At 69.1% G+C, this 16,096-nt stretch carries 16 protein-coding genes and 1 pseudogene; 13 read left to right on the plus strand and 4 right to left on the minus strand.

Annotated elements, in window-relative coordinates; genetic code table 11:
• Nucleotides 1–21: 21 nt before the first annotated feature.
• From mshA to H7I41_RS13555, 9 genes are all read left to right on the plus strand, one after another.
• Complete coding sequence (gene mshA, locus H7I41_RS13515; protein WP_264013101.1) at nt 22–1,338, plus strand: D-inositol-3-phosphate glycosyltransferase; 1,317 nt, start codon at nt 22–24, stop codon at nt 1,336–1,338.
• On the plus strand, nt 1,335–1,865 hold the full coding sequence (locus H7I41_RS13520; protein WP_264013102.1) for a type III secretion system chaperone family protein: 531 nt from the start codon (nt 1,335–1,337) through the stop codon (nt 1,863–1,865). The genes mshA and H7I41_RS13520 overlap by 4 nt, the downstream gene beginning before the upstream one ends.
• 13 nt (nt 1,866–1,878) lie before the next feature.
• On the plus strand, nt 1,879–2,634 hold the full coding sequence (locus tag H7I41_RS13525; protein WP_264013103.1) for a phosphoglyceromutase: 756 nt from the start codon (nt 1,879–1,881) through the stop codon (nt 2,632–2,634).
• A 130-nt stretch (nt 2,635–2,764) separates the two neighbouring features.
• Nucleotides 2,765–3,967 carry a sensor histidine kinase gene (locus H7I41_RS13530; RefSeq protein ID WP_264013104.1) on the plus strand — a complete coding sequence of 401 codons (1,203 nt, stop codon included), beginning with the start codon at nt 2,765–2,767 and terminating at the stop codon, nt 3,965–3,967.
• Nucleotides 3,964–4,650, plus strand: a complete 687-nt coding sequence (gene regX, locus H7I41_RS13535) for a two-component sensory transduction protein RegX (RefSeq protein ID WP_264013105.1) — start codon at nt 3,964–3,966, stop codon at nt 4,648–4,650. Before H7I41_RS13530 ends, regX begins: the two co-directional genes overlap by 4 nt.
• A 197-nt stretch (nt 4,651–4,847) precedes the next feature.
• Nucleotides 4,848–6,119, plus strand: a complete 1,272-nt coding sequence (locus H7I41_RS13540) for a class I SAM-dependent methyltransferase (protein ID WP_264013106.1) — start codon at nt 4,848–4,850, stop codon at nt 6,117–6,119.
• Nucleotides 6,116–6,925: a glycosyltransferase family protein gene (locus tag H7I41_RS13545; RefSeq protein WP_264013107.1), complete on the plus strand. Its 810-nt coding sequence runs from the start codon at nt 6,116–6,118 to the stop codon at nt 6,923–6,925. The genes H7I41_RS13540 and H7I41_RS13545 overlap by 4 nt, the downstream gene beginning before the upstream one ends.
• Entirely contained in the window at nt 6,922–7,581 is a 660-nt protein-coding gene (locus tag H7I41_RS13550) for a PIG-L deacetylase family protein (protein ID WP_264013108.1), read from the plus strand. Before H7I41_RS13545 ends, H7I41_RS13550 begins: the two co-directional genes overlap by 4 nt.
• Nucleotides 7,578–8,612, plus strand: a complete 1,035-nt coding sequence (locus H7I41_RS13555; RefSeq protein WP_264013109.1) for an NAD-dependent epimerase/dehydratase family protein — start codon at nt 7,578–7,580, stop codon at nt 8,610–8,612. Before H7I41_RS13550 ends, H7I41_RS13555 begins: the two co-directional genes overlap by 4 nt.
• On the opposite strand, the gene H7I41_RS13560 is transcribed toward H7I41_RS13555, so the two are convergent.
• Nucleotides 8,596–9,150, minus strand: coding sequence for a dTDP-4-dehydrorhamnose 3,5-epimerase family protein (locus H7I41_RS13560; protein WP_264013110.1), 555 nt, complete (start codon nt 9,148–9,150; stop codon nt 8,596–8,598). The two genes, H7I41_RS13555 and H7I41_RS13560, sit on opposite strands and share 17 nt — an antisense overlap.
• 14 nt (nt 9,151–9,164) lie before the next feature.
• Between H7I41_RS13560 and H7I41_RS13565 the strand changes: the two are divergent.
• The 3 genes and pseudogenes from H7I41_RS13565 to H7I41_RS13575 form a co-directional block, all read left to right on the plus strand.
• Nucleotides 9,165–10,142, plus strand: a pseudogene (locus H7I41_RS13565) (class I SAM-dependent methyltransferase); the annotation flags it as partial.
• Nucleotides 10,143–10,190: 48 nt separating this feature from the next.
• Nucleotides 10,191–11,582 (plus strand): glutamate-1-semialdehyde 2,1-aminomutase, encoded by a 1,392-nt coding sequence (locus H7I41_RS13570; RefSeq protein ID WP_264013153.1) that lies wholly within the window; start codon nt 10,191–10,193, stop codon nt 11,580–11,582.
• Between the two features lie 57 nt (nt 11,583–11,639).
• Entirely contained in the window at nt 11,640–12,950 is a 1,311-nt protein-coding gene (locus tag H7I41_RS13575; RefSeq protein ID WP_264013111.1) for an adenylate/guanylate cyclase domain-containing protein, read from the plus strand.
• Between the two features lie 6 nt (nt 12,951–12,956).
• Here the strand turns inward: H7I41_RS13575 and H7I41_RS13580 are convergent, their stop codons facing one another.
• Nucleotides 12,957–14,474 carry an HNH endonuclease signature motif containing protein gene (locus tag H7I41_RS13580; RefSeq protein ID WP_264013112.1) on the minus strand — a complete coding sequence of 506 codons (1,518 nt, stop codon included), beginning with the start codon at nt 14,472–14,474 and terminating at the stop codon, nt 12,957–12,959.
• 156 nt (nt 14,475–14,630) lie between these two features.
• Between H7I41_RS13580 and H7I41_RS13585 the strand changes: the two genes are divergently transcribed.
• Nucleotides 14,631–14,966, plus strand: coding sequence for a DUF732 domain-containing protein (locus H7I41_RS13585; RefSeq protein ID WP_264013113.1), 336 nt, complete (start codon nt 14,631–14,633; stop codon nt 14,964–14,966).
• A 26-nt stretch (nt 14,967–14,992) separates the two neighbouring features.
• On the opposite strand, the gene H7I41_RS13590 is transcribed toward H7I41_RS13585, so the two are convergent.
• Complete coding sequence (locus H7I41_RS13590) at nt 14,993–15,292, minus strand: YciI family protein (RefSeq protein ID WP_264013114.1); 300 nt, start codon at nt 15,290–15,292, stop codon at nt 14,993–14,995.
• Nucleotides 15,285–16,076 carry a DUF3109 family protein gene (locus H7I41_RS13595; protein WP_264013115.1) on the minus strand — a complete coding sequence of 264 codons (792 nt, stop codon included), beginning with the start codon at nt 16,074–16,076 and terminating at the stop codon, nt 15,285–15,287. The genes H7I41_RS13590 and H7I41_RS13595 overlap by 8 nt, the downstream gene beginning before the upstream one ends.
• Between the last annotated feature and the right edge of the window lie 20 nt (nt 16,077–16,096).

Raw genomic sequence — 16,096 nt, forward strand, 5'->3', positions numbered from 1 at the left:
CCGAGGTGTAGACATGACGGTGTGCGCCTAGCAGCGGATCAGCCGGACGTCTCAGCGCGCCGCGTCGCGGTGCTCTCGGTGCACACGTCACCGCTGGCCCAGCCCGGGACGGGCGACGCAGGCGGGATGAACGTGTATGTCCTGCAGACCGCGCTGCACATGGCGCGCCGCGGCGTCGAGGTCGAGATCTTCACCCGCGCCACGTCGTCGGCCGACCCACCGGTGGTGCGGGTGGCGCCCGGTGTGCTGGTGCGCAACGTCGTCGCCGGACCGTTCGAGGGCCTCGACAAATACGACCTGCCGACGCAGCTGTGCGCATTCACCGCGGGGGTGCTGCGCGCCGAGGCCACCCACGAACCGGGCTACTACGACATCGTGCACTCGCACTACTGGCTGTCGGGTCAGGTGGGCTGGCTGGCCCGCGACCGCTGGGCGGTGCCGCTGGTGCACACCGCGCACACGCTGGCCGCGGTGAAGAACGCCGCGCTCGCCGAGGGCGACGCGCCGGAACCGCCGTTGCGCGCGGTCGGCGAGCAGCAGGTGGTCGACGAGGCCGACCGGCTGATCGTCAACACCGAGCACGAAGCGCGCGAACTGGTTTCGCTGCATCACGCCGACCCGTCGCGCATCGACGTCGTGCATCCCGGGGTCGACCTCGACGTCTTCACCCCTGGCGACAAGGGAGAGGCCCGGGCCCGGCTCGGCCTGGCCGCCGATGAGGACGTACTGGCCTTCGTCGGCCGGATCCAGCCCCTCAAGGCGCCAGACGTGCTGCTTCGCGCGGCCGCCAAGCTTCCCGGCGTGCGGGTGCTGATCGCCGGCGGACCGTCCGGCAGCGGGATGGCCACACCCGACGGGCTGGTTCGGCTCGCCGACGAACTGGGTATCGCAGACCGCGTGACGTTCCTGCCCCCGCAGTCCCGCGAAGACCTCGTGACGGTCTACCGCGCCGCCGATCTGGTCGCGGTGCCCAGCTACTCGGAGTCCTTCGGTCTGGTCGCCGTCGAGGCCCAGGCCTGCGGCACCCCCGTGGTGGCCGCTGCGGTCGGCGGCCTGCCCGTCGCCGTGCGTGACGGCGTCACCGGGACCCTCGTCGACGGTCACGACACCGACGACTGGGCGCATGCGATGAACGCCCTGCTCGAACGCGGGCCGGACACCATGCGCGACGCGGCCGTCGCGCACGCCGCGTCGTTCTCCTGGGCGCACACCGTCGACGCACTGCTGGCCGGTTACGGGCGGGCCATCTCCGACTACCGCACCCGCCACCCGCGCCGGGACGCGACCACCCGCCGCGGCGGCAGGCGGTTCTCGATGCGGCGCGGGGTCCGCGCATGACCGAACGCGTCCAGAAGATCATCGAGGACACGCTCGTCGAGCACGGGCTGAACTACACCCTGCACGCGGGCGCGCGCGGCGGGCTGCCGGGCATCGTGGTAGCCCTGCCCGGCGAGCGCAGGCTGACCACCAACACCATCCTCACCGTCGGCGAGCACTCGGTGCGCGTCGAGGCGTTCGTCTGCCGCAAGCCCGACGAGAACTTCGAGGGCGTCTACCGCTTCCTGCTCAAGCGGAACCGCCGTCTCTACGGCGTGGCCTACACGCTGGACAACATCGGCGACATCTACCTCGTCGGCCGGATCGCACTGCCCGCGGTGACCGCCAAGGAGCTCGACAGCGTGCTCGGCCAGGTGCTCGAGGCCGTCGACAACGACTTCAACACGCTGCTGGAACTCGGCTTCAAATCGTCGATCCAGCGGGAGTGGGAGTGGCGGGTCAAGCGCGGCGAATCGCTGAAGAACCTGCGCGCATTCGAGCACCTCATCGACGATGCGAGCGACCAGGACGGTGCCGCACAGGCGTGAGAGGATGCCAGCCATGGCTGATTCCGGAGAATCCACGCTGATCCTGCTCCGCCACGGCGAGAGTGATTGGAACGCGAAGAATCTGTTCACCGGCTGGGTCGACGTCGACCTCACCGACAAGGGCCGGGCGGAGGCGGCGCGCGCCGGCGAGCTGATGGCCGAGCTGGACCGGCTGCCCGACGTCGTCTACACCTCGCTGCTGCGGCGCGCGATCACCACGGCCAACCTGGCGCTGGACAAGGCCGACCGGCACTGGATCCCGGTGCACCGCGACTGGCGGCTCAACGAGCGGCACTACGGCGCGCTGCAGGGCCTGAACAAGGCCGAGACCAAGGAGAAGTACGGCGACGAGCAGTTCATGACGTGGCGGCGGAGCTACGACACCCCGCCGCCGCCGATCGAAGCGGGCAGCGAGTTCAGCCAGGACACCGACCCCCGCTACGCCGACATCGACGGCGGCCCGCTCACCGAGTGCCTGGCCGACGTGGTCGCCCGGTTCGTGCCGTACTTCGAGCAGACCATCGTCCCGGACCTGCGGGCGGGCCGGACCGTGCTGATCGCCGCGCACGGCAACTCGCTTCGCGCCCTGGTGAAGTACCTGGACAAGATGTCCGACGACGACATCGTCGGGCTGAACATCCCCACCGGTATCCCACTGCGCTACGACCTGGACTCCGACCTCAAGCCGCTGGTGGTGGGGGGTACCTACCTGGACCCCGAGGCGGCCGAGGCCGGCGCGGCGGCCGTTGCTTCGCAGGGCGCGAAGTAGCCGTCGGAAGGCCCCGCCCCGGCAAACAGTGGGTTAACGCGGCCCGAACACCTGCTCCTGGCTCTGTGACATGTCTCGTTTTGGCCGCACGCTGCTGGGATGACGTTCACCGGATGCGTACGCTTTTCGCGTGAGCGTGGTTTCCGCGCTGCTGCTGACAGCAGTGGTTGCGTTACTCGCCCTGGCCGCCGGGGCCGGGGTGGGTGCGTTGCTGACGCCCCGGATCCTCGAGGCCAGGCAGCGGCGGGCCGTCGAACAGGCCGGCATCACCGTCTCCCAGATGCTCGCCCACATCGTGTCGGCGTCGCCGACGGGGATCGTCGTGGTCGACACCTTCCGTGACGTCGTCTACTCCAACGAACGGGCCATCGAGCTGGGCCTGGTGCGGGAGCGTCTGCTCGACGACCGGGCATGGGCCGCGGCCGAGCACACGCTGTCGACCGGTGAGGACGTCGACGTCGACCTGACCCCGCGCAAGCTGCAGCACCCCGGCCGGTCGGGCCTCTCGGTGCGCGGCCACGTGCGGCTGCTGACCCAGGTCGACCGCCGGTTCGCCGTCATCTACGTCGCCGACCAGTCCGAACATGCCCGCATGGAAGCCACCCGCCGGGACTTCGTGGCCAACGTGAGCCATGAGCTGAAAACCCCGGTGGGTGCGATGGGCGTGCTGGCCGAGGCCCTGCTGGCCTCGGCGGACGACCCCGACACGGTGCGGCACTTCTCCGAGAAGATGGTCGCCGAGGCGCACCGGCTGGCCGACATGGTCGGTGAGCTGATCGAGCTGTCCCGGCTGCAGGGCGGCGAACGGCTGCCCGACCTGGAGATCGTCGAGGTGGACAGCGTGGTGTCCGAGGCCCTGTCGCGGCACAAGGTGGCCGCCGACAACGCCGACATCGCGATCACCACCGACGCGCCCACCGGGTTCCGCGTGCACGGTGATCAGGCGCTGCTGGTCACGGCGCTGGCGAACCTGATCTCCAACGCGATCGCCTACTCACCGCACGGGTCGTCGGTGACGATCAGCAGGCGCAGGCGCGGCGACAACATCGAGATCGCGGTGACCGACCGCGGCATCGGCATCGCGAAGGCCGACCAGGAGCGGGTGTTCGAGCGCTTCTTCCGCGTCGACAAGGCGCGTTCGCGGGCGACCGGCGGCACCGGCCTCGGGCTGGCGATCGTCAAACACGTGGCCGCGAACCACAACGGATCGATCCGGCTGTGGAGTCAGCCGGGTACGGGGTCGACCTTCACGCTGTCGATCCCCGCCTACTTCGGTGTCGACGGCGACACCGCTCACCAGTTCGACCAACGAGAGGACCCCGCCGGACCATGACCAGTGTGTTGATCGTGGAAGACGAAGAGTCGCTGGCCGATCCGCTGGCGTTCCTGTTGCGCAAGGAGGGCTTCGAGACGACGGTGGTGGTCGACGGCCCGTCGGCGCTCGCCGAATTCGACCGTTCGGGGGCCGACATCGTGCTGCTCGACCTGATGCTGCCCGGCATGAGCGGCACCGACGTGTGCAAGCAACTGCGGTCGCGGTCGAGTGTGCCGGTGATCATGGTGACGGCGCGCGACAGCGAGATCGACAAGGTGGTCGGCCTCGAACTCGGCGCCGACGACTATGTCACCAAGCCGTATTCGGCCCGCGAGCTGATCGCGCGCATCCGCGCGGTGCTGCGTCGCGGCACCGAGAACGACGAATCCGGCATCGGCGACGGCGTGCTGGAGGCCGGCCCGGTGCGGATGGACGTCGAGCGGCACGTCGTCAGTGTGAACGGTGAGGCGATCACGTTGCCGCTCAAGGAGTTCGATCTGCTCGAGTACCTGATGCGCAACAGCGGCCGGGTGCTCACCCGCGGTCAGCTCATCGACCGGGTGTGGGGCGCGGACTACGTTGGCGACACCAAGACGCTCGACGTCCACGTCAAGCGGCTGAGGTCGAAGATCGAAGCCGATCCCGCCAATCCGGTGCACCTGGTGACCGTCCGCGGCCTGGGCTACAAGCTCGAGGGCTGAGTCCGAAACGACGGCGGTGGACCCCCTCGCGCGCAGGGGGTCCACCTGTCTGTCGTCACCATTAAGGCGCGACCCCTGCACGAACCGGATGCCGCGACGAAACGTGTCGTGATCGTGCGATTTCAGCAACGTTCGCACAGTTAGCTAAGCTCTGTTAGGCTCCGCATCGGAGTCACCCCTAGAGCGAAGGCCTCAATGTGTCGTGCCGCCTGTGTGCATCTGATCGGCTGATCAGCGTCCTCGATCTCGGCGCGACCCCGCCGTGCGAGAAATTCCTCTCGGCCACCGACCTCGAGCTGCCCGAGGCGACATTTCCGCTGCACCTGCGGCTGTGTGCCGACTGCCTGCTGCTCCAGATCCCCGCGCTGATCACGCCGGAGGACACCTTCACCGAATACGCCTACTTCTCCTCGTTCTCCGACAGCTGGGTCGATCACGCACGCCAGTTCGTCGGCGGCGCCGTCGAACGGCTGGAGCTGACGCAGAAGTCATTTGTCATCGAAGTTGCCAGCAACGACGGCTACCTTCTTCAACACGTCGTCGACGCGGGCGTGCGCTGCCTCGGCATCGAACCGTCGGTGAACGTCGGCGCCGCGGCCGTAGAGCGGGGCGTGCCCACGGTCACTGCGTTCCTCGACGAGGCGACGGCCCGCGACGTGCGAGCCGAACACGGCGCCGCCGACCTCGTGGTCGCCAACAACGTCTATGCCCACATCCCGGACCTGCTGGGGTTCACCCGCGCGCTACGTCTGCTGATGGCCGACGACGGCTGGCTGTCGATCGAGGTGCACCACGCACGCAACCTCGTCGAGCTCGCCCAGTTCGACACGATCTACCACGAGCACTTCCAGTACTACACAGTGGCTTCGGCCGCGCGGGCGCTCGCAACGGCCGGGCTCGCCGTCGTCGACGTGGAGCTGATCCCCACCCACGGCGGATCGATCCGGGTGTGGGCCAGGCCGGAGCCGGTCGCGGGCACGCCGACCGCGCGGGTGGCCGAGGCGCTGGCCGCCGAGGAGGAGGCCGGCCTGCACGACGTCGCCGGCTACGTCACGCTGCGGCCCCGCGTCGAGCACGTCCGTCATGAACTGCTGCGCTTCCTGCTCGACTGCCGTGCGGCGGGCAAGCGGGTGGTCGGCTACGGCGCCCCCGGCAAGGGCAACACCCTGCTCAACTACTGCGGCATCCGGTCGGACCTCATCGAGTACACCGTCGACCGCAACCCGTACAAGCACGGCAGGTACACCCCCGGCACCCGCATCCCGATCCATTCGGTGGACCGGCTCGAGAAGGACCGGCCCGACGTGATCGTCGTGCTGCCCTGGAACCTCGCCACCGAGATCACCGAGCAGCTGGCCTACACGGCCGAATGGGGTGCGCAACTGGCGATCCCGCTGCCGCACCTACAGATCGTCCAGCCCGGCGCGACCACTCCGGCACGCCGAACCACGAATGGGGACCCCGAATGAAGGTAGTGCTGTTCTGCGGCGGATACGGCATGCGGATGCGCAACGGCGCCGAGGACGTCGTGCCCAAGCCCATGCAGATGATCGGCCCGCGGCCCCTGATCTGGCACGTGATGCGGTACTACGCGCACTTCGGGCACAAGGACTTCATCCTCTGCCTCGGCTACGGCGCGAGCCACATCAAGGACTTCTTCCTGAACTACCAGGAGGCGATGTCGAATGACTTCGTCATCCGCGACGGCCAGGTCGACCTGCTGGACTCCGATATCGCCGACTGGACGATCACCTTCGTCGACACCGGGCCGGAGTCGCCGATCGGTGAGCGGCTGCGCCGGGTCCGGCACTTCGTCGAGGACGACGAATACTTCCTCGCCAACTACGCCGACGTGCTCACCGACGCGCCGATGGACCAGATCGTGGACGAGGTGAAGGCGTCCGGCGCCGCCGCCTCGATGCTGATCGTGCCGCCGCAGTCGTCGTTCCACTGCGTCGACATCGCCGAAGACGGCAACATCAGCGGCATCACCGCCGTGTCGCGACTCCCGATCTGGGAGAACGGCGGTTTCTTCGTGCTCAAGACCGCCGACGTGCTCGAGCTGCTCACCGAGAACTGCGACCTCGTCGAGGACGTCTGCGGCAAGCTGGCCGCCCAGGGGAAGCTGTACGGCCACAAGCACTTCGGGTTCTGGAAGCCGGCCGACACCTTCAAGGAGCGTGCCGAGCTCGACGCCGGATACCAGCGGGGCGACCGGCCGTGGATGCTCTGGGAGCACTCGAAGGCGGCTCCGCAGCTCGCACCGGCGACGTGATCGATCTGCAGGCAGGCGATCTGAGCGAGATCGCCGTCCTCGGGGCGCACTGCGACGACATCGCCATCGGCATGGGTGGCACACTGCTGGCGCTGTCAGAGGCCAACCCCGGCCTGCGTGTGCATGCGCTGGTGCTCAGCGGCGCCGGTACCGAACGTGAGGCCGAGGAGCGGGCCGCGCTCGCGGCGTTCTGTCCGGGTGCGACGGTGGCCGTGACGATCCTCGACGTGCCCGACGGGCGCGCACCTGCGCACTGGGAGCGGGTGAAGGACGCGCTGAAGGCGTTTCGCGCGACCTGTTCGCCCGACGTGGTGTTCGCCACGCATCGCGGCGACGCCCACCAGGATCACCGGATGCTCGCCGAACTGGTGCCCACCGAGTTCCGCGACCAGCTGATCCTGGGTTACGAGATCCTCAAGTGGGAAACCGACACCCCCGCGGTGACGGTGTTCCATCCGCTCGACACCGCGACGGCCGAGGAGAAGGTCCGGCTGCTGCACAAGCACTATCCGTCCCAGACCGCCAGGGACTGGTTCGACGAACTGTCGTTCCTCGGGCTGTCGCGGCTGCGCGGCGTACAGTGCCGCAGCAGTCACGCCGAGGCATTCGTGGTCGACAAGGTCGTCGTCAAATTCGGGAAAGGCAACGCCGCATGACACAACGGGTTCTGATCACCGGCCACCAGGGATACCTCGGCACCGTGATGGTCCCGGTGCTGCAGGCCGCGGGCCACGACGTCGTGGGCCTGGACAACGGCTACTTCAGCGACTGCGTGCTGGGCCAGGCTCCGGTGGACCCGCCCGGCCTGCGCACCGACCTGCGCGACGTGACCGTCGAGGAGCTGCGCGGATTCGACGCGGTGGTGCACCTCGCCGCGCTGTCCAACGACCCGCTGGGGGCGCTGGAGCCGCAGATCACCTACGACATCAACCACTGGGCGTCGGTCCGGCTGGCACGGCTGGCCAAGGACGCGGGCGTGAAGCGGTTCCTCTACGCGTCGACCTGCTCGGTGTACGGCGCGGCGGGCGACGGGCTGGTCGCCGAGGATGCGCCGCTGCGACCCCTGACGCCGTACGCGATCAGCAAGGTCCGCGTCGAGGACGACGTGGCGGCGATGGCCGACGACGACTTCATCCCCGTGTTCCTGCGCAACGCAACGGCCTTCGGCTTCTCGCCGCGACTGCGCGCGGACATCGTGCTGAACAACCTGGTCGGCCATGCGGTGCTCAGCGGTGTGGTGCGGGTGATGTCGGACGGCACGCCGTGGCGCCCGCTGGTGCACGCCCGCGACATCGCGCAGGCGTTCGCGGTCTGCCTGTCGGCGCCCGCGGAGACCATCTCGTGCCGGGCGTTCAACGTCGGCGGCGAGGCGAACAACGTCACCGTGGCGCAGATCGCCAACGAGGTGGTCGATGTCGTACCCGGCTCGACGGTCGCGATCACCGGGGAGAGCGGCGCCGACCCGCGCTCCTACCGGGTCGACTTCAGCCGGGCCCGCAACGAGCTCGGCTTCGAGGCGGCATGGTCGATCGCCGACGGTGCCGCCGAGCTGTATGCCGCGTACACGGCAAACGGTCTGCAGCGCAACGACTTCGAACACAAATTCACCCGGTTGGCGCGACTGCAGGAATTGCGTGGCAGCGGAGCGATCGACGAGACGATGCGACGTGTCAGCGCAATTGCGTGAGCAGCTCGCCCCAGGTGCCCGCGGCGGCGTCGCGGTCGGAGATGCGCGTCACCGGCAGCGGCCAGTCGATCGCCAGTTCGGGATCGGCGTGGTGCACCGCGACGTCCTCGGCCGGGTCGTGCGGACGGTCGATGCGGTAGCAGACGTCGGCCGTCTCGGTGAGCGCCTGGAAGCCGTGCAGGATGCCGGGCGGCACGTACAGGTGACGGAAGTCGTTGTCGTCGAGCAGGAACGACTGGTGCCGTCCGAAGGTCGGCGACGACGGCCGGGCGTCGACGAGCACGTCGTGCACCGCGCCGTGCGCGCAGCGGACGAGCTTCGCCTCGCCGCGGCCTCGCCGTCCGTGCAGGCCGCGGATGACACCCCGGGCCGAACGGGACTGCGAATCTTGCCGGAACGCCGCGGCGGCGCCGGGGGTGCCGAGGTGATCGTCGAAGATGTCTGCGTCGAAGGTGCGGGTGAACAGGCCACGATCGTCACGGTGCGGCTGCGGGACGAGCACCACCACCCCGGCCAGTTCGGCCTGCTCGATACGCACGAGGACATGCTGCCATGAGTTGTCGCGGATGCGGGGAGCCTGCGCTGCACCGGGTGCTGGACCTGGGCGCCGTGCCCGCGGCCGATCACTTCCCGCCGGCGTCGTCGCCGGTCCGGCCGCAGGAGACGGCTCATCCGCTGGCGATGGCGCTGTGCCCGGACTGTGGGCTGGCCCAGCTGTCCGAGGACGACACGGTGACCGACGAACCGCGCGGGATCGAACCGCAGGCGCTTCGCGACCAGGCTGCCGACGCGGTGGCCCGGGTGGCCGGCCAGGGCTGGCTGACGGGCGCCACCGTCCGCGAGTTCGGCAGTCCGCACGGCGGCAGCTGGCTTCCGCTGCTCGCCGACCGCGGATTCGCCACCACCCCGGGACCCGCCGACGTGGTGCTCGACTGCTTCGGCATCATGCACGAACCCGATCAGAAAGCGGCGTTCGCACAGCGTGCGGCCGCTACCCGACCTGGTGGCGTGCTGCTGCTGCAGTACCATTCGCTGGCCGCGATCGTGTCGCACGGGCAGTGGAATGCGTTGCGTCACGGACACTTCGCCTACTACTCGATGCCCGCCCTGGTCCGGCTGCTCGCTGGCGCGGGGATGAGGGCGGAGACGGTGTGGCACTTCGACCTCTACGGCGGCACCGTGCTGGTGGCCGCCGTGCACGGCGACGCGCCACCGGGACCCGAGGCTGCGGCGTTGCTTGACGCGGACGCGGCGATGACCGACCCGCGGCTGGTCGGGGCATTGCAGACCGCCGCCGACACCCACGCGTCGCAACTGCGCGGGTGGCTGGAGTCGGAACGACATGCGGGGCGGCGGGTGTACGCCTACGGCGCCGCGTCGCGGGCGGTGGCGCTGTTCGCCCGCGCCGGCCTCGACCGCTCGCTGATCGGCGGCGTCGCCGATGCGTCGCCGGCCAAACAGGACCGCCGGATGCCGGGCACCGACGTGCCGATCATCTCGCCCGAGGACCTGCAGGCCGCCGGGCCCGACACCGTTCTGCTCACCGTGCCCGACCTACTGCCCGAGGTGTCGTCGAGGATGCCCGCACTGGCGGGCAGGTGGGTGACCGACGAGAGGTTCGCTGTGCCGCAAGACCCTTCGTTCGAACGCTCGCGCGCGCTGCAGGAGCGGTTGCACGATCTTGTCCCCGGCGGGGCGCACACCTACGCGCGCGGGTCCGACCAGTACCCGGAGTTCATGACACCGGTGCTGACGCGCGGGGCCGGCGCACGTGTGTGGGACGTCGACGGCAATTCGTATGTGGAGTACGGAATGGGATTGCGCTCGGTGACCCTCGGCCACGGCTATCGGCCGGTGGTGGAGGCGGTGAGCCGGGCGATCGCCGACGGCGTGAACTTCAGCAGGCCGACGGCGATGGAAGTCGCCGCCGCCGAGGACTTCCTGTCGTTGGTGCCGGGAGCGGACATGGTGAAGTTCGCGAAGAACGGCTCCGACGTGACGACCGCGGCGGTGCGGTTGGCCCGGGCTGTCACCGGGCGGGTGAAGGTCGCGGCGTGTGAGCAGCCGTTCTTCTCCACCGACGACTGGTTCATCGGGACGACCGCGATGAACAGCGGCATCCCGGACGCGCACGTCGCGACGACGGTCCGGTTCACCTACAACGACCTGGACTCGGTCGCGGCGGCGCTGGCCGGTGACGACGTCGCATGCGTGATCCTCGAGGCGGCCACCGCGACCGCCGAACCGGCGCCAGGCTTCCTGGCCGGCCTACGCGCGCTGTGCGACCGGCACGGCACGCTGCTGGTGTTCGACGAGATGATCACCGGCTTCCGCTGGTCGGCCGGTGGCGCGCAGGCCGTGTACGGCGTGCAACCGGACCTGTCGTGCTGGGGCAAGGCGATGGCCAACGGGTTCCCGCTGTCAGCGCTGGCCGGTCGGCGAGAGTACATGGAACGGGGCGGCTTGCGCACCGACGAGGACCGGGTGTTCCTGCTGTCGACCACGCACGGCGCCGAAACCGCCTCGCTCGCAGCGTTTTCGGCGGTGGTTCAGGCGTACCGAGATGGCGACCCGGTGGGGCGGATGGAACGCGCGGGCCGGCTGCTGGCCGACGGCGTGACGGCGGCGGTGGCGGAGCACGGCTTGGAACGCCACGTCCGGGTGATCGGCCGGCCGTCGTGCCTGGTGTTCGTCACCGGCGACGCCGACGGTGTTCCGTCCCAGGCGTACCGGACGCTGTTCCTGCAGGAGTTGTTGCGCCGCGGGGTGCTCGGGCAGTCGTTCGTCACCTCGGCAGCGCACACCGATGCGGACATCGAGCACACGATCACCGCGGTGCGCGGCGCCCTGCCCGTCTACCGCCGCGCCATCGACGCCGGGACCGTCGACGGGCTGCTGGACGGCCGGCCGGTCGCGCCCGCCATCCGCCGCACGGCCGCACCACGTTTCATCGACGCCCGGGTGTCCTAGCCGCCCGGTTCGGCGAGAGCCCCGAACTCCGGCTGTTCCCCGGCTTAGACTCCGGCCGTGTTCTCGGAGACGCGGTATGCGATGAACGGGAACTTGCGCGTCGCCTACCGGGCGTCGACTGAAGGTCCGCGCGACATCGTCTTCATCCCGCCCTGGTTCACGTGCTGCGACCTTCTGCCGGACCTACCATCCGTCCAGGGCTGGATCGAAGCGATGACATCACTCGGGCGGCTCATCCTCTTCGACCTGCCGGGCGTGGGGGCCTCCGACCCCGTCCGAGGGGGCGGGCTGCCGACGCTGGAGCACTGGGCCGACAGCATCACCGCAGTGTTGGACGATCTCGGGAGTAGCGAAGCGGTCCTCGTCGCGGTCGACGGCGCCTTCGCAGCTGCGGCGCTGTTCGCAGCCACACATCCGGCCCGCACCGCCGCGCTGGTCGCGCTCGAGGCCTATGCGGATCCGGTTGCGCACGACGCGCTGACTCCAGAGGACTTCTTCGATGCCATGGTCGCCGTCTGGGGAACGGGTGAGTATGAACGGACGCTCAATCCGGACATGCCGTGGAACGAGGAGATCCGAACATCGATGGCCCGGATGGAACGGCTGGCGGCGAGTCCCGCGACCGTCGCCCTCATGATGGCACTCGTATCCGAACTCGACGTCCGGGCGCTGCTTCCGGCGATCCGCGTGCCCACCCTGGTCGTCCAGCACAGCGACAATCCGATCATCCCGTCCGACTGGGGCAGGTACATCGCCGAACACGTGGCGGGCGCGAGGTATGTCGAATTGCCGGGGCGCAACACGTTTCACTTCGTCGAACCGTGGCGCGAGTCCTTCCAGGCGGTCGCGAAGTTCCTCACCGGTCACCAGGCGGACGTGGCCGAAGACCGTGTGCTGGCCACGGTGCTGTTCACCGACATCGTGGACTCGACGCGACGCGCGGCCGCGATGGGTGACCGCGACTGGCATGCCTTGCTCGATGCGCACGACGCCGTGGTGCGGGCGCAGCTGAATCGCTTTCGGGGTCGCGAGGTGAACACGTCAGGCGACGGGTTCCTGGCGATGTTCGACGGCCCGCAGCGCGCGATCCGTTGCGCGATTTCGATCCGTGACGCCGTGCGGGCGCTCGGCATCGAGGTGCGCGCCGGACTGCACACCGGGGAGTGCGAGGTCCGCGGCGATGACATCGGCGGGATCGGTGTGCACATCGGTGCGCGGGTGAGCGCACTGGCGGGGCCGAACGATGTGCTGGTGTCCCGGACCCTGCGCGACCTGGTGATCGGCTCGGGCCTCGAATTCGAGGACCGCGGCGCGCATGACCTCAAGGGCGTGCCGGGGCCGTGGCAGCTGTTCGCCGTCACGTCCTAGCGGCCTCTAGAAGGGCGGGGGCCTGTTTCGCTCCGCGACGTAGTCCTCGTTGAGGCGGCGCTCGGCGTCGATGCGGGCCGCGCGGTCTTGGGCTCGGGTTCGGGACCGCCGCGGCATCATCACACCCGTCGCGACCACTGTCTCCCCGCGGACGGTCACCGCAGCGGTGGGCCGGCAGAGCGCCGGGAACTGCAGCCGGCTGCCGGGTTCGGTGGTGTGCGTCAGCCCGTCGGGACTCGTCCACACCACCGTGCCGTCGGGCAGTTGCCGGTCCCGCCAGCCGTCGGACCCACTCCAGTAGGTCTTCAAGAGGTGATGGTTCCGGCACAGACACTTCAGGTTGGCGGCCTGCGTCGGACCGGCCGGATAGCTGATCGTGTGGTCGATGTCGCAGTCCCACGCCGGCACGTCGCAGCCCGGGTAGCGGCACGTCATGTCGCGACAGCGGACGAACTCGTCGAGCTTGGCCGATGGCCGGTATCGAGGCTCCGGGGGACTGTCGCCAGGGTGGACGATCGTACGCACCAACGCCCGGGGCGCCAGCGTCGCGAGCACCGGTGCCGGCAGCAGACCGCCGCCGATCAGGACGCCGGGAGTGGCATCGGTGGGTCCTTTCGGCGCCGGCTGCCAGAAAGCTTCGGCGATCGTCTGCTCCTGCAGTGGCTTACCGGCGGTCGGACGCTCCGGCTCGGCGCCGTTCAATCGAGCTTCCTCGGACTCGGCCAGGCTGCTCTCGTCGGCCACGACATGGATCACCGCGTTGCTCGGTGTCACTCCCGCTGCGGCGCAGTCTGATTCACCACAATTGCAGCTCAGACGGTCAGCTCCCGAGGCGAATGCGCCGAGCGCGTCGGCGCGGCGCTGGTCGAGATCGCGGCCGTCGGCGTCACACACCGCGCGAGCCATCGCATCGAGCCGCTTGTCCAGAGCCACCGCATCATGGGCGTACATGCGCGCCCACAGCGACCCCACGCCGCTGCCATCAGGAATGTGGAAATCGGCGTGGCGGTTGCGTGCGTGAATCTCGATGCGGCGCAGTGCATAGGGGTCGTAGCGGTCGACCCAGTAGTCGATCGCGCCCTCCAGCTTGGCCGCGGACAGCGATCCCCAGCCGCTGATGTGCGCCGCCAGTTCGGCATCGACCTTGGCCAGCGCCTCCTCTTGCTTGATCAACGCGGTGCGGAAGACGATCGTGTTGATCAGCCGGTAGGACACCTCGCCGGCGGCGAAGACATCGGCCACCCGCGGCAGCCGGTCGGCCAGTGCCCTGGCCACCATCAGCTGATGGGATGCCGCCCCGAGCGTCACTCCCATGGCGGCCGCCACCTCGGCGCTCACCGCAGCCCAGTTGTCGAGGCACCACTGCTCCCTCTCGGCGGCGTTCGAAGCAGCAAGACGCGCTTGCAACACCGAAGCGATCGCGGCCAATCGCCGCGCCGCGGCCGCGTTCTCCACCCGCGCCCACGCCGCCACGGCCGCGCCACCGCGGACGTCGCGGTCCGGCATCTCCAACGCTTCGAACATATGAGCGAATTTACGGCGCACCACCGACGCAGGAGTCGGCCGCAACGACTACCGACGGCAAGCTGTGGATGAACTCGCGACTGTGGACAACCGCTTGACAACTCGATCGCGTGACTTCGTTACAACTACGCGCGGCGACGGGCATGATGAGGCTGCATGACGAAGCTCGTGTTGACGATGCTGGCCGCCGCCGGGATGGGGTTGGCCGGTGCCCCGATGGCGGGTGCCAGTGAGGACGGCTTCCTCAAGGCGATCGACTCCCTGAACCATTACGCGATCGAATGCCCGGGTTGTGCCGAGGATGCTCTCGACGTCGGTCGCAGGGTGTGTGCGGCTTTCGATTCGGGCGGCGAGGCTGCGGCAATCCAAGAGGTGTTGCTCTCGTACAACGGGGACGACTCTCCCAACAGGAACTACTACGCCACGCTGTTCGCTCAGTACTCCGCCGTTGAGTTGTGCCCCGAGCACAATGGCGAAATCGGGCCGATCTGAATCGACAACCGCTTGACGCGGCGAAGCTAGCCGGTGATTCCGCCCATGATCTCGAACACCTCGAACGAGTTGACCCCGGCGAGCACCGACGGGTCGCGATGGCCGATCTCGAGCACCTCGGCCTGGTCCCGGGCGCGCAGCACACCCATGCCCCACACGCCCTCGGGGTCGGCGACCGGGCCGTAGACCACCACCCTGCCGTCGGCCAGCAACGTGCGCCAATAGTCCTGATGGCCGGCCATCGCCTGCTGCTCGTCGGCCGTCATCGTCTGCGCGAAGTCCGCCCGCGGCGGGATCAACCGGAACAGGAAGAGTGTGTCAGCCATGAGCGTGTGACTCCGATGCGCGGGTGGCGGGGTGGACGGCGATCAGCCCTAAACCGCTGCGCCGCTTGCACATCGCGGCGAGCTCGGCGTAGGCCTTCTCGCCGAGCAGTTCGGTGAGCTCGGGACCGTAGGACTCCCACACCTGCCGCGATCCGACGTGCGCGGCCGGGTCGCCCGTGCAGTACCAGTGCAGGTCGGCGCCGCCCTCACCCCAGCCGCGACGGTCGTACTCGGTGATCGTCGTCTTGAGCACCTCGGTGCCGTCGGGCCGGGTCACCCAATCCTGACTACGCCGAATCGGCAACTGCCAGCACACATCCGGCTTCATCGTGAGCGGCTCGACACCCATCTTGAGTGCCTTGCTGTGCAGTGCGCAGCCGATGCCGCCCTCGAAGCCGGGCCGGTTGAGGAAGATGCACGCGCCCTTGTACTTGCGGGTCCGCAGGTTGGGTTTGTCGTCGTACTCGTCCATCTCGAGGTAGCCCTTCTTGCCCAGGCCCTTCTCGCGGAACTGCCAGTCGTCGTCGGTGAGGTGCTTGACCGCGTCGTCGAGCCGGGCGCGGTCGTCGTCGTCGGACAGGAAGGCGCCGTGCGAGCAGCAGCCGTCATCCGGCCTGCCCTCCACGGTGCCCTGGCATGCGGGCGTGCCGAAGACACAGGTCCACCGCGACAACAGCCACGTCATGTCGGCCGCGATCAACTGTTCGGGGTCGTCGGGATGATAGAACTCGACCCACTCGCGGGCGAAGTCGAGCTCGACCTCGCCGGGATGTGAACTGTCCACGACGACACGCTACTCCCGGC

Source organism: [Mycobacterium] manitobense, assembly GCF_025821665.1.
Taxonomy (GTDB): Bacteria; Actinomycetota; Actinomycetes; order Mycobacteriales; family Mycobacteriaceae; genus Mycobacterium; species Mycobacterium arseniciresistens.

What these genes read in the sequence shown, in the direction of transcription:
- H7I41_RS13555 (WP_264013109.1), top strand. Translation starts at nt 7,578, where the DNA reads ATGACACAACGGGTTCTGATCACCGGCCACCAGGGATACCTCGGCACC.
- H7I41_RS13590 (WP_264013114.1), bottom strand. Translation starts at nt 15,292, where the DNA reads ATGGCTGACACACTCTTCCTGTTCCGGTTGATCCCGCCGCGGGCGGAC.
- regX (WP_264013105.1), top strand. Translation starts at nt 3,964, where the DNA reads ATGACCAGTGTGTTGATCGTGGAAGACGAAGAGTCGCTGGCCGATCCG.
- H7I41_RS13520 (WP_264013102.1), top strand. Translation starts at nt 1,335, where the DNA reads ATGACCGAACGCGTCCAGAAGATCATCGAGGACACGCTCGTCGAGCAC.
- H7I41_RS13545 (WP_264013107.1), top strand. Translation starts at nt 6,116, where the DNA reads ATGAAGGTAGTGCTGTTCTGCGGCGGATACGGCATGCGGATGCGCAAC.
- H7I41_RS13525 (WP_264013103.1), top strand. Translation starts at nt 1,879, where the DNA reads ATGGCTGATTCCGGAGAATCCACGCTGATCCTGCTCCGCCACGGCGAG.
- H7I41_RS13585 (WP_264013113.1), top strand. Translation starts at nt 14,631, where the DNA reads ATGACGAAGCTCGTGTTGACGATGCTGGCCGCCGCCGGGATGGGGTTG.
- H7I41_RS13580 (WP_264013112.1), bottom strand. Translation starts at nt 14,474, where the DNA reads ATGTTCGAAGCGTTGGAGATGCCGGACCGCGACGTCCGCGGTGGCGCG.
- H7I41_RS13570 (WP_264013153.1), top strand. Translation starts at nt 10,191, where the DNA reads ATGCCCGCACTGGCGGGCAGGTGGGTGACCGACGAGAGGTTCGCTGTG.